This window comes from Sulfurospirillum sp. HTRB-L1 (assembly GCF_059415125.1).
The window spans coordinates 114,751-127,887 of record NZ_JCAHZR010000007.1 but is presented as its reverse complement, the minus strand read 5'-3'; the positions used below and the strand labels follow the sequence as shown (position 1 = coordinate 127,887).

13 protein-coding genes and 1 pseudogene are annotated in these 13,137 nt (G+C 47.2%); 4 read left to right on the top strand and 10 right to left on the bottom strand.

Annotated features, from left to right (window positions below; translation table 11 throughout):
• The 8 genes and pseudogenes from AC5SLM_RS11860 to ribE all read right to left on the bottom strand — a co-directional run.
• Window positions 1-893, bottom strand: a pseudogene (locus AC5SLM_RS11860) (hypothetical protein); the annotation flags it as partial.
• Between the two features lie 100 nt (window positions 894-993).
• Window positions 994-1,761, bottom strand: coding sequence for a flagellar biosynthetic protein FliR (gene fliR, locus AC5SLM_RS11855; protein WP_495251173.1), 768 nt, complete (start codon window positions 1,759-1,761; stop codon window positions 994-996).
• A gap of 1 nt (window position 1,762) precedes the next feature.
• Window positions 1,763-2,404: an ABC transporter ATP-binding protein gene (locus tag AC5SLM_RS11850; RefSeq protein WP_495251172.1), complete on the bottom strand. Its 642-nt coding sequence runs from the start codon at window positions 2,402-2,404 to the stop codon at window positions 1,763-1,765.
• Between the two features lie 51 nt (window positions 2,405-2,455).
• The gene (gene tsf, locus AC5SLM_RS11845) at window positions 2,456-3,520 is read right to left on the bottom strand and encodes a translation elongation factor Ts (RefSeq protein WP_495251171.1); all 1,065 of its coding nucleotides are present in this window, start codon (window positions 3,518-3,520) and stop codon (window positions 2,456-2,458) included.
• Window positions 3,520-4,323 carry a 30S ribosomal protein S2 gene (rpsB, locus tag AC5SLM_RS11840; protein WP_495251170.1) on the bottom strand — a complete coding sequence of 268 codons (804 nt, stop codon included), beginning with the start codon at window positions 4,321-4,323 and terminating at the stop codon, window positions 3,520-3,522. The genes tsf and rpsB overlap by 1 nt, the downstream gene beginning before the upstream one ends.
• A 188-nt stretch (window positions 4,324-4,511) precedes the next feature.
• On the bottom strand, window positions 4,512-4,772 hold the full coding sequence (locus tag AC5SLM_RS11835) for a hypothetical protein (RefSeq protein WP_495251169.1): 261 nt from the start codon (window positions 4,770-4,772) through the stop codon (window positions 4,512-4,514).
• Window positions 4,762-5,466, bottom strand: a complete 705-nt coding sequence (pgeF, locus tag AC5SLM_RS11830; RefSeq protein ID WP_495251168.1) for a peptidoglycan editing factor PgeF — start codon at window positions 5,464-5,466, stop codon at window positions 4,762-4,764. The genes AC5SLM_RS11835 and pgeF overlap by 11 nt, the downstream gene beginning before the upstream one ends.
• Window positions 5,448-6,056, bottom strand: coding sequence for a riboflavin synthase (gene ribE / locus AC5SLM_RS11825; RefSeq protein ID WP_495251167.1), 609 nt, complete (start codon window positions 6,054-6,056; stop codon window positions 5,448-5,450). Before ribE ends, pgeF begins: the two co-directional genes overlap by 19 nt.
• Window positions 6,057-6,217: 161 nt before the next feature.
• Between ribE and mnmG the strand changes: the two genes are divergently transcribed.
• The 4 genes from mnmG to AC5SLM_RS11805 all read left to right on the top strand — a co-directional run bounded on the left by mnmG (window position 6,218) and on the right by AC5SLM_RS11805 (window position 10,915).
• Window positions 6,218-8,083: a tRNA uridine-5-carboxymethylaminomethyl(34) synthesis enzyme MnmG gene (gene mnmG, locus AC5SLM_RS11820; RefSeq protein ID WP_495251166.1), complete on the top strand. Its 1,866-nt coding sequence runs from the start codon at window positions 6,218-6,220 to the stop codon at window positions 8,081-8,083.
• A 202-nt stretch (window positions 8,084-8,285) separates the two neighbouring features.
• Window positions 8,286-8,792: a ubiquinol-cytochrome c reductase iron-sulfur subunit gene (gene petA / locus AC5SLM_RS11815; RefSeq protein ID WP_495251165.1), complete on the top strand. Its 507-nt coding sequence runs from the start codon at window positions 8,286-8,288 to the stop codon at window positions 8,790-8,792.
• A gap of 12 nt (window positions 8,793-8,804) precedes the next feature.
• The gene (locus AC5SLM_RS11810) at window positions 8,805-10,049 is read left to right on the top strand and encodes a cytochrome b (protein WP_495251164.1); all 1,245 of its coding nucleotides are present in this window, start codon (window positions 8,805-8,807) and stop codon (window positions 10,047-10,049) included.
• On the top strand, window positions 10,049-10,915 hold the full coding sequence (locus AC5SLM_RS11805) for a c-type cytochrome (RefSeq protein WP_495251163.1): 867 nt from the start codon (window positions 10,049-10,051) through the stop codon (window positions 10,913-10,915). Before AC5SLM_RS11810 ends, AC5SLM_RS11805 begins: the two co-directional genes overlap by 1 nt.
• A gap of 61 nt (window positions 10,916-10,976) precedes the next feature.
• On the opposite strand, the gene AC5SLM_RS11800 is transcribed toward AC5SLM_RS11805, so the two are convergent.
• Both AC5SLM_RS11800 and AC5SLM_RS11795 read right to left on the bottom strand, forming a co-directional pair.
• Complete coding sequence (locus AC5SLM_RS11800) at window positions 10,977-11,912, bottom strand: acetyl-CoA carboxylase carboxyltransferase subunit alpha (RefSeq protein ID WP_495251162.1); 936 nt, start codon at window positions 11,910-11,912, stop codon at window positions 10,977-10,979.
• A 9-nt stretch (window positions 11,913-11,921) separates the two neighbouring features.
• Window positions 11,922-13,130, bottom strand: a complete 1,209-nt coding sequence (locus AC5SLM_RS11795; protein WP_495251161.1) for a beta-ketoacyl-ACP synthase II — start codon at window positions 13,128-13,130, stop codon at window positions 11,922-11,924.
• Window positions 13,131-13,137 lie beyond the last annotated feature (7 nt).

Here is a 13,137-nt window from a genome sequence, read left to right as displayed (position 1 = left end):
AAAGATTCTTCTTCATCCAAAGATTCTTCTTCATCCAAAGATTCTTCTTCATCCAACACAAGGGGGGCTAGAGGTGTTTCTTTGGTGTCTTGCATGCCTTCAATCTCTGCAAGCAAGGCATCCACATCCTCATCTTCTTCTGCCAACGTATCTTCAAACATAGACGTATCTAGTGGCGCGGCAAAATCGAGCTCTTCAAGCGCTTCATCGTTTTCTAGCAGCCCTTGCACTTCCTTCACATCTTCGCTATCAAGCACGCCTGAATCTCCCCAAGAAACCTCTCCCTCATCAAAAGAGAGCGTCTCTTCATCGCCCACCACATCCTCAAGGGAAGGAATGGACTCTTTTTCTGGCGCAGCTGTCTTTGTCTCCTCAAAGGCCTCTTCATCAAAATTTCCAAGTGTTGCAAGGCTCTCATACGCATCCGCTTGCGCGTCTTCCTCTTCTTCTTCAAAGGCAAATCCAGGCACGTCTAGGTCGATCTCTGAGCCCTCGTCTTCTTCTGACTCTTCTGCGTCTTCCTCAAAGCCCTCAAATAAAGCGTCATCTTCAGGAAACATGACTTCCTCAACACTCAGTTGGCTTTCGATTCTTTCCACCATAGCAATAAAATCCGTTGGCAAAAAAGGCTTTTCTAAAAGGGAGTCCATGCCTTCTGGCTTGTGGGTATTGCGTGGCCCCACGTAGACAAAATGGGTAGAAAAACCCTCTTGGCGCATTCTTTCCACCATAGCAGGGTTGTACACATCGCTATCGATAAACACGATACCATAGGGTGCCTTTTCCAAAGAGTCTATCTCGGAAACTTCCGTAATCTCATAGCCTAACTTTTGGACACTTAAGCCGATTAAACGTGAAACTGCGGGGTTTGTATTGATGAGCAGAAGGTGCATGGATTCTCCTAGATTCTAGTATCCGAACAAAGACATAGTCCGTAAATTTTAGTCTAATTAACATTACGTTTGCATTAACACCGCCAAGGCATCAATAAGTCTAATAAAAAACCAACGGCAATGCTTCGAGGACGCCAACAATTTCGCGTCTAAAGACGACCATTATTGAGCTAAGTGCAGCAATCATCACCACATACGCTAGCATAATCTTAATGGGAAACCCCACGACTAGCAAGTTAAACTGGGGCATGGTTTTCATCAGCATCCCAAAAATTAAATCAGAAAGCAAGGAGACGGCCTTAACGGGAAAAGAGATAATAAACCCAAATAAAAACATCCCAAGCACCCCCTTGCTAATATATTCCCACATATCTAAGGTGGGGTAAAAAGCGCCCAAAGGAAGCTCTCCAAGGGAGTAGTGGTAAAACAAAAGCATCAAATGGTGCCCGTCAAATGCCAAAAAAAGTGTCAACGCCAACAAGCTTAGCATTTGGCTCATCAAGGGGATACTCACGCCCGTTTGGGGATCTATCACGTTGGCCATGGTAAAGCCCATCACAAAAGAGATTTGTTGCCCGGCAAGTTCTAGCATCGCAAAAATCAAATAGACCAAAAGCCCGGCCATAAATCCGAGCATCAACTCCATCACTACAGCAAACACAAGTTGCGTAAGGGTGAGTTCAAAGGGAGCCAAAACCGCGTAAGGAAAGAGGAAGATAGTTAGAAACAGCACCATCGCTGTTTTTATTTCAACAGGAATGCGCATGTGGTTGAAAAAAGGGAAAAAGGCAACCAAACCACTCAAACGCACAAAGAGCAGGAAAAAGCGAATGACGTTTTCCTCTCCCATATACTGGACAAATTCCATGTTATTGCTTTACAAGTGTTGCATTTTCCAAGGCGTAAACACGGTTGCACCGCTGTGCCAAAGCAGCATCGTGGGTGACCAGCATCAGCGCGGCATTGTGGGATTGGATGTATTCAAACAACACGTCCATCACTTCACGAGCGGTTGCTTTATCAAGGTTTCCCGTAGGTTCATCGGCAAAAATAACCCGAGGTTTTTTTGAAAGCACCCGCGCGATAGAAACGCGTTGTTGCTGCCCGCCTGAGAGTTCGCCGATTTTTTGCCCCAACACATGCGCAATCCCTAAGCGCTCCAGCAACCCTTCATCAAGGGGGGTTTGAGCCAATAAAGCGGAGAGTTCGATGTTTTCTTTGGCAGTAAAACCCTTAAAAAGGTAGTGGGATTGGAAGATAATACCAAGCTTTTCGCGCCTTACATGTAAGGCATTGCGCGCGCGCGAACCGTACAAGGGCGCGCCCTCAAAAAACACTTCACCGCTATTGGGCGACAAAAGCGTCGAGCAAATGTGTAAAAGGGTGGATTTTCCGCATCCGCTAACCCCCACAATCGCCATGCTTTGGGTTGGGTCTAGGGAAAAAGAAAGGTCGTTAAAAAGGGGGTAGTCAAAGGCATGTGAGAGACCCGTGGCTTCTAAAAGTGCCATACCTCTCCTTCAGGAAAAAAGGGGCGAGAGAGAATCTCGCCCCCTAGGGGGTTAGCCAATCTGTGCGGCTACTTCAGCGGCAAAGTCTTCTTGTTTTTTCTCAAGACCTTCACCAAGTTCAAACCGTACGTATTCTACCAATTGGATTGTTCCGCCAAGCTCAGCCGCTTTTTCAGCGACCACTTGGGCGATGGTTTTTTTATCGTCCATCACGTAAAATTGGTTTAAGAGGGTAAATTGTTGGTCAAGCTGGGTGTTGTCCGCAATAAAACGCTCAAGTTGACCAGGAACAATTTTGTCCCAAATCTTCTCAGGCTTGTTTTGCGCACGAAGTTCCGCTTTGATAGCCTCTTCCGCTTGCGCCATGATGGCGTCTGTGAGTTGCAAACGGCTTCCGTATTGGGGCACTTTTTTCAGTGGCTTACCAAGACGTGCGTACTCTTCGTTTGTTTTTTCAATATCCGCAATCAGTGCTACGGTTTCTTTTTCCACAAACTCAAGCTCAAGGGCATCGTGACTGAGGTAAAGAGGTTTCATAGCGGCTGCGTGCATACACAAGCTTCGGATAAATTCCGTCGCTGCTTTCGCGGTTTTTTCGCTATCACATGCTGCTGCGATGATAACGCCCACTTTGCCGTTGGAGTGCAAGTAGCCGTTTACTACGCCATTTTCGCCAGCTACTACCGTGGCAAAACGGCGCACTACCAAGTTTTCACCAATGGTGGCGATTTGCGTGTTAAAATACTCTTTAAAGTTTACGCCGCCAATAGTAGACTCCATCAACTCTTCTACCGTTGAAAACCCACTTGCTTGAATATGCGAAGTGGTTTTTTGTGTCAATGCTTGAAAGTTTTCATTCTTTGCTACAAAGTCAGTTTCGGAGTTGATTTCACTCAGGGTTGCCACTTTGCAATCCCCAGAAATTTCTACGCTCACCAAGCCTTCGCTTGCTAAACGGTCTGCTTTTTTTGCTGCTTTTCCAAGGCCTTTTTCACGGAGCAAATCCACTGCTTTGTCCATGTTTCCTTCTGTTTCAGCCAATGCATTTTTACAATCCATCATCCCCGCGCCCGTCATCTCGCGCAGTTCTTTTACCATTGCTGCAGAAATTGCCATTACGCGTCTCCTTTGGTCTCGTCTTCTTCACTAAAAAGTTCTTCGTCTGAAGTTGCTTCGTCAATAATCTCTTTTTTCTCATCATCGCTCACAACGGCGTCCTCTTCACTCACTGCGTCTTGGGCACGAATCTCTTTACCCTCGATAATCGCTTCACACATTTCTTTACAAAAGAGTTGGATGGAGCGAATCGCATCATCGTTGCCAGGAATAGGGAAATCTACCACGTCAGGGTCACAGTTGGTATCAAGGGGGGCAACCACAGGAAGGTGCAAGCGGTTGGCTTCTTGAACGGCAATTTTTTCTTTCACGGTGTCGATAACAAAAATCATGTCAGGCACGGTTTTCATGTTGCGCAAACCGCCAAGGTAGTTCAGCAATTGCTCTTTTTTACGGCGAAGCATCAAGGCTTCTTTTTTAGTCAAAAGGTTGATTGAACCGTCTTCTTCCATTGCTTCAATTACTTCAAGTTTGCGAATAGATTGTTTAATGGTTTGGAAGTTGGTGAGCATTCCGCCCAACCAGCGGTGATTTACATAAGGCATACCGCATTTTTCAGCGTATTCTTTAATGGCTTGGCTGGCTTGTTTTTTGGTGCCAACAAACAATACGGTTTTACCCTCCGCTGCTGCGTCACGCACAACAGTGTAGGTATAGCGAAAGTATCGCAACGTTTTTTGAAGGTCAATGATGTAGATGTTTTTGCGTTCACCGAAGATGAACTTTTTCATTTTTGGATTCCAGCGTCGTGTCTGGTGTCCGAAGTGTACCCCGCATTCTAGCAGGTCTTTCATGGTTACCATGATGTCTCCTTAGTGGGCTTTGCCCGAATTTTGGTTTATCCGCCACACCCCTTAACAACCGAGGTTGCAACCGTACAAGGATTGGTGTGTGTGAGATTGAGCCGTGATTTTACTCAAAATTAGTTTAAGGTTTACTTTTATCGAGAAAAAATACGAAGTCACTAGGTTTACAAGGGCTAAAGAAGAGACTACCCATCACTACTAAGTTGGGCAGCATTTTGGCTTTGCACAAGCCATTCTAAAACCTTCGCCACCTCTTTACACGCGCTTGAAGAAAGGGTACAAGGAGGCACGGTGGTGTCACACAACATCGCGGCTAGGTCTGGATTTTGAAACAAAGCCACATCGTATTTGCGCGCTTTTTCCACAATGCCTTGCTCAAGCTTGTCGCGCAGGGCGCTTGAAGCCCCCATGGCGTAGGTTTGATGGGCGGTTTTTTTATTTCCCACACCCGCTCCTTTGCATAATAATCCCCGCTTGGCGCCCCGTCACCCCTTCCCGTCGGTAGGAAAAATAGCGCGCGTCGCAACACGTGCAAGGCGCATCCGCGTCCACATGTCCTACGCCCAAGCGCGCTAATTGGTCTTGCACAAGGGCGCGCAGGTTCAAATAACGCCCACTTAAGTAGGCCGAAAACTCTTTTTGGGCCAAGGCCAAGGCCTCGCCACCAATCTCATAACAACACCCCCCAATACTTGGCCCAAGGTGTACATGTAACGAAGCAGGGTCCACTTCAAAGGTGGTTTGCAATAGGCCAATAGCGTGGGGCACAATGCCACCAAAGGCACCCGCGCGGCCTACATGTAACGCCCCGATGACTCCTTTGAGAGGGTCATGCAGCAATAGAGGAATGCAATCTGCCACCAAGACCATCAAAGCCACCTCTTTTTCTTTGGTGATAAGCCCATCACACGCGGGAAATGTTTGCGTACCCCGCCCCTCAACCACACGCACTTGCGTACCGTGCACTTGTTCCATGCTTGCCACGTGAGGCAAGGAAAGTGCCTTACATGTAAGGCGTCTGTTTTCCTTTACATGTAAGGGATTATCCTTTACATGTAACGCAAGGTTATTGGTGGCATATGGCGAAACGCTCACTCCGCCGTATCGGTTTGTAAAATGGACTAATACAGGCGCATCCAATGCTCCACCTCTTCCCATCCTTGTTGTTTGGCGCGATTAAGCATGTGGTGCAAGGAGCGCACCAACATATCACTCTCCACATTCACCCGTCTTTTGACTTGGTACGAAGCAAGCAAGGTATCTTTGAGCGTCAAGGGGATAAGGGTAAGTCCAATGCTTTTTTCATGCACCGTGTTAATGGTCAAACTCACCCCATCAATCGCCACACTGCCTTTGGGAATCATATACACCATCATCTCAGCAGACATCCCGATTTCCATCTCCAGGGCGTTTCCTAGCATGGAAGTGCGCACCACTTCGCCAATCCCATCCACGTGCCCTTGCACAAAATGCCCATCGAGTCGGTCTCCCACTTGCATCGCAGGCTCAATGTGCACCTGGCCTTTAAAATTTTCATGGGCCACATGGGCGCGGGTTTCGGGTGAAAGTTCCACGGTAAAGGTTCCTTGCCCCAGACTCATGGCCGTTAAGCATGCGCCATTGACCGCGATACTGTCGCCTATTTTTGGTTGATACTTTGCCTTAAGTGTCAAGGTTTCTCCAGAAAATGAGACAACGCTTGCCATTTCTCGAATCAGGCCTGTAAACATGGTTTTCCCCTTTTTACAAAAGGCTCATTATACCAAAGATGTGGTATAATCCGCGTCCAAACGCAAAGCACGGGTGCTTTTAAAACACAGAGGCTAGGCGCTTCATTGAGATTTTTTGCATCTTCACAATGCTCATAAAGCAACATCTTTTAGGAACTACCATGAAATACGAAATTATCGTCGTAGGCGGCGGACACGCAGGCATCGAAGCAGCACTTGCCAGTGCGCGCATGGGGAAAAAAACCCTTCTTATTACCATTTTGGCTGAACAAATCGGAGCCGCAAGCTGCAATCCTGCTATCGGAGGCCTTGCCAAGGGGCATTTGGTCAAAGAACTTGACGCTCTTGGCGGCCAAATGGGCTTAACCACCGATGCCACGGGGATTCAGTTTCGTGTGCTTAACGAATCCAAAGGACCCGCCGTGCGCGGTTCGCGGGCGCAAATCGACATGGACCGCTACCGCGTCGCCATGCGCACACTTGTTCTTAACACCGAAAACCTCGACGTCGCCCAAGAAATCGCCGAATCCCTCACCAGTAAAGACGGGTGCGTCACGGGGGTCATTACCCATCTTAAAAACCACTACCACGCCTCCAAAGTTATCCTCACGACAGGAACCTTTTTGCGCGGACTCATTCACGTGGGCGAATTTCGCCAAGAAGCCGGGCGCGTGGGCGAATTTGCCGCATACCACCTCTCAGAATCACTCAAAAGCCTTGGCCTAGAACTGGGTCGCCTTAAAACAGGAACCTGTCCTAGGATTGATGCTAAAAGTATTGATTTTTCGAAGATGGAAATTCAACCTGGCGACACCCCTCCTGCGCCGTTTAGTTTTCGCACCAACAAGGCTGACTTTGCGCCTACCCAATTGCCCTGCTACATCACCTACACCAACGAACGCACCCATAGTATCATTGAGGGAAATTTTTACCGTGCACCCCTTTTTACAGGACAAATCGAAGGAACTGGGCCACGTTATTGCCCGAGCATCGAAGATAAAATCAACCGATTTCGTGACAAAGAACGCCACCATCTTTTCATCGAACCCCAAACCCTAGAAGCCACTGAATACTACATCAACGGCCTCACCACTTCCTTGCCACCCGACACCCAACTGGAAATGGTACGCAGCATTAAAGGGATGGAGAATGCCAAGATTGTGCGCTATGGGTACGCTATCGAATACGACTACATCAACCCCACACAACTCTTTCACACCCTAGAAACCAAGAAGGTACGCGGCCTTTACTGCGCCGGCCAAATCAATGGCACCACCGGTTACGAAGAAGCGGCGGCACAAGGGTTGATGGCAGGGATTAATGCCGTGTTGAGCTTAGAGGAAAAAGAGCCTCTCATCTTGCGCCGCAACGAAGCGTATATCGGGGTCATGATTGATGATTTAGTCACCAAGGGCACCAAAGAACCTTACCGCATGTTCACCTCACGCGCCGAATACCGCTTGTTGTTGCGCGAAGACAATGCCACTTTGCGCCTTGGGGATTACGGGTACAAACTGGGTCTTATTGATGAAGAAAGTCATAAAAAAACACTCAAACTCAAAGAACAAACCGCCCTTGGATTGCAACTGCTTCACGAACGGTTTATTTCTCCTTCCAAAGAAAATACTGCCCTTTTAGCTTCTATGGACGAAGAGAGCGCCAAAGACCACATGTGCTTACAAAAAATCGTGGCGCGCAAAACCTTTACCGTAGAAAAACTCCCGCTACTGCTGCTTGAAGCACAAGATTTTTCTTCCGAGGCGTGCGCACAGATTGTCGTCGAAGCCAAGTATGAAAATTACATCCAAAAACAGCAAGAACAGATCGATAAAATGAGTACTTTAATGGATGTTAAAATTCCAGAAGGGATGAATTTTAGCGTCATTGGTGGCTTAAGCAATGAGATCAAAGAAAAGCTTTATGCCATCAAACCTTCCACCCTTTTTGCCGCAAGCCAAATTGGGGGAATGACGCCAGCAGCCCTTGATATTTTGCATATCTACATCAAGATGGATTCTAAAGATTAATAAATATCATTAAATAATTTTAATCAATAACCATTTTTTAGCACATTTTTTTGCTATACTTTTGCGATAAGATGGGGTAGTGGGAAAAAGCATAGTAACAGTTTGATGACATTTCAAGAAAAAATGACGTAAGTCAATGAAAGTTTAATAATCTGTTGGCTAAAATCACCCCTAAATCTTAAACACTTACGAAAGGAAGACAATGGCTGTTGAGCAAAGTAGACGAGACTTTCTTGGCATGGCATTCGGCGGGGTTGCTGCGGTTGGCGGCGTCTTTGCCTTAGGTGCTATGAAGGCTACTTGGGACCCCCTCCCAAGTGTTATCTCTGCGGGTTTTACAACCGTAGATCTTTCGCCCATGGAGGTAGGAGAAATCCGAACACTTGAATGGCGAAAGAAACCCATTTTTATCTTAAAAAAAGATGAGAAAATGGAAAAAAATGCAAGCCGCGATGTGGTGATTGATGATGCCCATTACACCGTGGTTATTGGCCTGTGTACACACCTTGGCTGTATTCCTAGCTGGAGGCCACGCACACAAGATTTCCTTTGTGCTTGCCACGGCGGTGTGTTTGATGCCAGCGGCGTCAATACGTTCGGCCCACCACCTCGACCTCTGGATATCCCTCCATTTAAAATAGACGGTACAAAGCTCGTACTCGGCGAAGAAGGCCCAGAATACGCAAAGCTTACCGGCAGCGCATCCTAAGGAGAATAACCAATGGCACAGTTTGAAAAAGCAAACGGTATTGTGGACTGGCTTGACCAACGATTGGCAGTTAGAACACTGGGTAGAGTGTTGATGACAGAATATTGGATTCCAAAAAATATTAACTTCTTGTGGGCAATGGGAGTTGTGTTAATTACCCTCTTTTTACTCTTAGTTGTCTCAGGAATTTTTCTCTTAATGTACTACAAACCTGACGTGCATCAAGCCTTTGATAGCGTCAACTACACCATCATGCACGAAGTAGCGTACGGATGGTTATGGCGACACATTCACGGGGTAGCCGCTTCTGCAACCTTTTTGGTGATTTATATCCACATGCTAACGGCCATTTATTATGGTGCGTACAAAAAAGGGCGTGAGGTGATTTGGATTAGCGGGATGATGCTTTTTGGTATGTTTTCTGCAGCAGCCTTTAGCGGTTATATGCTTCCTTGGGGCCAAATGAGTTACTGGGCAGCTCAGGTTATCACCAATCTTTTTGGTGGGGTACCGGTTATTGGAGATGCGTTGGTTGTGTGGATTCGAGGGGACTTTGCTGTTGCAGATGCAACCCTTACCCGCTTTTTCATGCTCCATGTTCTTTTGCTTCCTTTGGTCATTATGCTTGTTATCGTCATTCACTTTTACTCCCTACGTCTTCCGCACGTAAGTAACCAAGCGGGCGAAGAGCTTGACTTTGACCTAGAAGCAGAAAAGTACAAAGCGGGCAAGAAAAAAGAGTCTAAAGTGGTTCCTTTTTGGCCCATGTTTCTCTCTAAAGACTTTTATGTTGTCTCAGTGTTTATGGTTTTCTTCTTCTATTTGGTAAGTTTCCATTTTAACTTTGCCATGGACCCCATTAACTTTGAACCTGCCAACGCCATGAAAACCCCTGCGCACATTTATCCCGAGTGGTACTTTTTGTGGAGCTATGAAATATTGCGTGGTTTCTTCTTTGATGTTGGACCCATTTCGGCTGCAGATATTGGCTTGATGGCCTTTGGTTTTGCCAACGTGGCCTTTTTCTTACTTCCCCTTTTGGACAAGAGTCCCGTGGTTGCTCCTGCAAGCGAACGTGGTAAATTTAATATTTGGTTTTGGGTGCTCATCGCAGACATGATTGTTCTTACGGTGTATGGAAAACTTCCCGCAACGGGTGCTAACGCATGGGTTGGCTTTTTTGCCTCCATCGTGTTCATTGCTCTTTTTGTGGCCCTACCCTTTATCACCAAAAATGAAACAAGACGAGGTGCCTAATGAAAGAATTAAAAATTTTAGCCGTGGTGGTCTTTTTAACAGCTGTGGTTTACATTGGCGTTGAGCCATATGCGCACACCAAACTCCACCCCGCCGTCGCACCTGCTGATTTTCAATTTCAAGATTTAGAAGCTTCCACCCAAGTGGGGGATGCGGCGCGTGGCGCAGAAGCTTTCATGATGGCAGGATGTGTCGGGTGCCATGGTTTAGAGTCTCAGGGCATGCCTTTTGGCATGGACAATCAAATGGCTTCCGCCTCTTTTGGTGTCGTGCCACCGGATTTGAGCACTGCTGGGTATTTGTATGATGAAACCTTTTTGGCTGCCTTAATCAAAAACCCCGCCAAAGCACTCATGGTAGAGCATAAATTTAGCGATACCAACCCACACCCCATGACAAGCTTTTATGGCCTAGGGGGCGACCTTGACCAAGAAGTAGCCGACATCGTGGCTTACCTAAAGTCTATCGCACCCGCATCCATGACAGGCGCGGAAGTCTTTGATGATGCATGTTTGCGCTGCCATGGCATTAAATACGATGGTGGAAAAAAGATGCCAACAGAAGTGGATGCGATTTTGGCCTACATGGGCACCATCCCACCAGACCTTTCTACCATGATTCGTGCACGTGGACACGGGTTTCTTGAAACCTTCATCAACAACCCGCAAAAACACCTTGAGGGAACCTCAATGCCCCGCGTTGGTCTTAAGCAAGAGGTTCAACTGCAAGTCGTGGATTATATGGAAAGTATTGGGGACAGTAAAAAAGCAGAACGCGAACGCGTAGGGCTTTATATTATGGGATATTTTGTCATCCTAAGTGTCTTTGCCTACCTTTGGAAAGCAAAGATATGGAGAGAGGTCTAAGGACTTCTCTTACATGTAAACCTCTTTCATGGGGTTTACATGTAATGGTTTTTAAAGGGGATTATTCTTCGTAGGCACCCATGGAGAGGATGCGCGCATAACGCGCTTGCAGCCGTGTCTCTTTATCCTGAGCATTAAGTTCTTCCAAGGAAGCAATCACATACTCGCCCAGTGCTTTTACCGCCGCGTCTTTATTGCGATGGGCACCGATAATGGGCTCTTCAATCACCGCATCAATCAAATTATACTGCTTTAAATCTTCCGAGGTAATCTTCATAGCCTTAGTAGCGCTTTCTTGTTTTGAGGGGTCATTCCATAAAATCGCCGCACATCCCTCGGGAGAAATCACCGAAAAGACCGAGTAGCGCATCATGGCAAAACGGTCTGCCACGCCGATGGCCAAAGCACCGCCACTGCCTCCCTCGCCAATGACCACAGCGATGCTCTTGACTTCCAAATCGCTCAGTTCATACAAGTTGCGTGCAATAGCCTCGCTTTGCCCACGCTCTTCCGCCCCAATGCCTGGATACGCACCGGGTGTGTCAATGAGAAAAAGTACTGGGATATCAAACTTTTCAGCCATCTTGGCCACGCGCAACGCTTTGCGATAGCCCTCGGGATTGGGCATTCCAAAATTGCGCTTGAGTTTGTTTTTAGTACCACGCCCTTTTTGCTCACCAATAACGATAATCTTTTGTTCTGAGAGGTAGCCCATGTAGCACACAATGGCTCCATCATCCCTAAACGCACGATCGCCGTGAATCTCATAAGCGTCTTTTAAAAGTGCACGAATATAATCAAGGGCATAAGGGCGGTCAGGGTGACGGGCAAGTTGTAATTTTTGGTAATCACTGAGGTTTTTGTAGGTTTTGGCAACCTCTTTTTCGAGGTTTTTTTGAAGAATTTCAACAGCATGGGTATCGCCTTTAATGCGAGCACTGGCGATTTCATCGTCAATTTGCTGAATGCTGCGCTCAAATTCTAAATAAATTGCCATACCTTCTCCTTAAACCCGCTTGAAAATCACTGAACCGTTGGTTCCGCCAAATCCAAAAGAGTTACTCATCACAACATCTAGTTTCATCTTCCGTGCTTCGTTAGGGATATAATCAAGGTCGCACTCGGGGTCTGGTGTCGTGTAGTTGATGGTCGGAGGAAGAATGCTATCGCGCATTGCCATCAAAGAAATCACCGCTTCAAGTGCACCTGCTGCGCCCAAGCAGTGGCCAATTTGCCCTTTAGTCGAACTCATAAGTGGCACAGAAGTTCCAAAAAGAGCCTTCACCGCGGCCGTTTCATTCTTGTCATTCACCGGCGTAGAGGTGCCGTGGGCGTTAATATAGTCTACTTTTTCCACTTTTGCCATGCCAAGTGCAGCACGCATCGCGCGGAAAGGCCCATCAAGGGTCGGGGACGTAATGTGGTGGGCATCACCACTCTCGCCAAACCCCACCAATTCACCGTAAATATGCGCTCCACGGGCTTTGGCATCTTCGTATACTTCAAGTACCAACGCAGCAGCCCCTTCACCCATCACAAACCCATCGCGGTCTTTGTCAAAGGGACGAGACGCACGCAAGGGGTCATCGTTGCGTGTTGAGAGGGCCTTCATGGCAGCAAAACCGCCAACGCCTACACCGCAAATGGTTGCCTCAGCGCCTACCACAAGCATCTTATCGGCCGCACCTACCATGATGGTTTTTGCCGCTTCGCTAATGGCATGGGTACTTGCCGCACACGCGGTAACGGAAGAGAGGTTTGGCCCTCTGATGCCATAATCAATCGACACCATCCCCCCCAGCATGTTAATAAGTGCAGAAGGAATAAAAAAGGGCGAAAGGCGTCTTGGACCACGGCTTTCTAACACAATAGCATTTTTTTCAATGGTAGGTAATCCACCAATTCCTGAGGCGGAACTCACCCCAAAACGCTCTGGGTCAAAGTCTGCAATCGCCGCATCGCCCATGGCTTCTTTGGCTGCTTTTAACCCTAGCTGAATGAAGCGGTCGGCTTTTTTTACCTCTTTTGCATCCATGACAGTCGTGGGATCAAAATCGATAATCTCGCCTGCAATCTTAACAGTGTGATCGGATGTATCAAACGATGTAATGCTTTTAATGCCACATTTGCCCTCAACGATAGCCTTAAAAGAACTCTCCTTATCCAATCCAAGGGAATTTATCATACCAATTCCAGTAACAACAACACGTCTCAATGAAAGC

Bases quoted from the DNA above. Each gene is read 5' to 3' on its own strand.
- AC5SLM_RS11810 (WP_495251164.1), top strand. From the start codon at position 8,805: ATGGCACAGTTTGAAAAAGCAAACGGTATTGTGGACTGGCTTGACCAA.
- tsf (WP_495251171.1), bottom strand. From the start codon at position 3,520: ATGGCAATTTCTGCAGCAATGGTAAAAGAACTGCGCGAGATGACGGGC.
- AC5SLM_RS11850 (WP_495251172.1), bottom strand. From the start codon at position 2,404: ATGGCACTTTTAGAAGCCACGGGTCTCTCACATGCCTTTGACTACCCC.
- ribE (WP_495251167.1), bottom strand. From the start codon at position 6,056: ATGTTTACAGGCCTGATTCGAGAAATGGCAAGCGTTGTCTCATTTTCT.
- fliR (WP_495251173.1), bottom strand. From the start codon at position 1,761: ATGGAATTTGTCCAGTATATGGGAGAGGAAAACGTCATTCGCTTTTTC.
- rpsB (WP_495251170.1), bottom strand. From the start codon at position 4,323: ATGGTAACCATGAAAGACCTGCTAGAATGCGGGGTACACTTCGGACAC.
- AC5SLM_RS11805 (WP_495251163.1), top strand. From the start codon at position 10,049: ATGAAAGAATTAAAAATTTTAGCCGTGGTGGTCTTTTTAACAGCTGTG.
- mnmG (WP_495251166.1), top strand. From the start codon at position 6,218: ATGAAATACGAAATTATCGTCGTAGGCGGCGGACACGCAGGCATCGAA.
- petA (WP_495251165.1), top strand. From the start codon at position 8,286: ATGGCTGTTGAGCAAAGTAGACGAGACTTTCTTGGCATGGCATTCGGC.
- AC5SLM_RS11800 (WP_495251162.1), bottom strand. From the start codon at position 11,912: ATGGCAATTTATTTAGAATTTGAGCGCAGCATTCAGCAAATTGACGAT.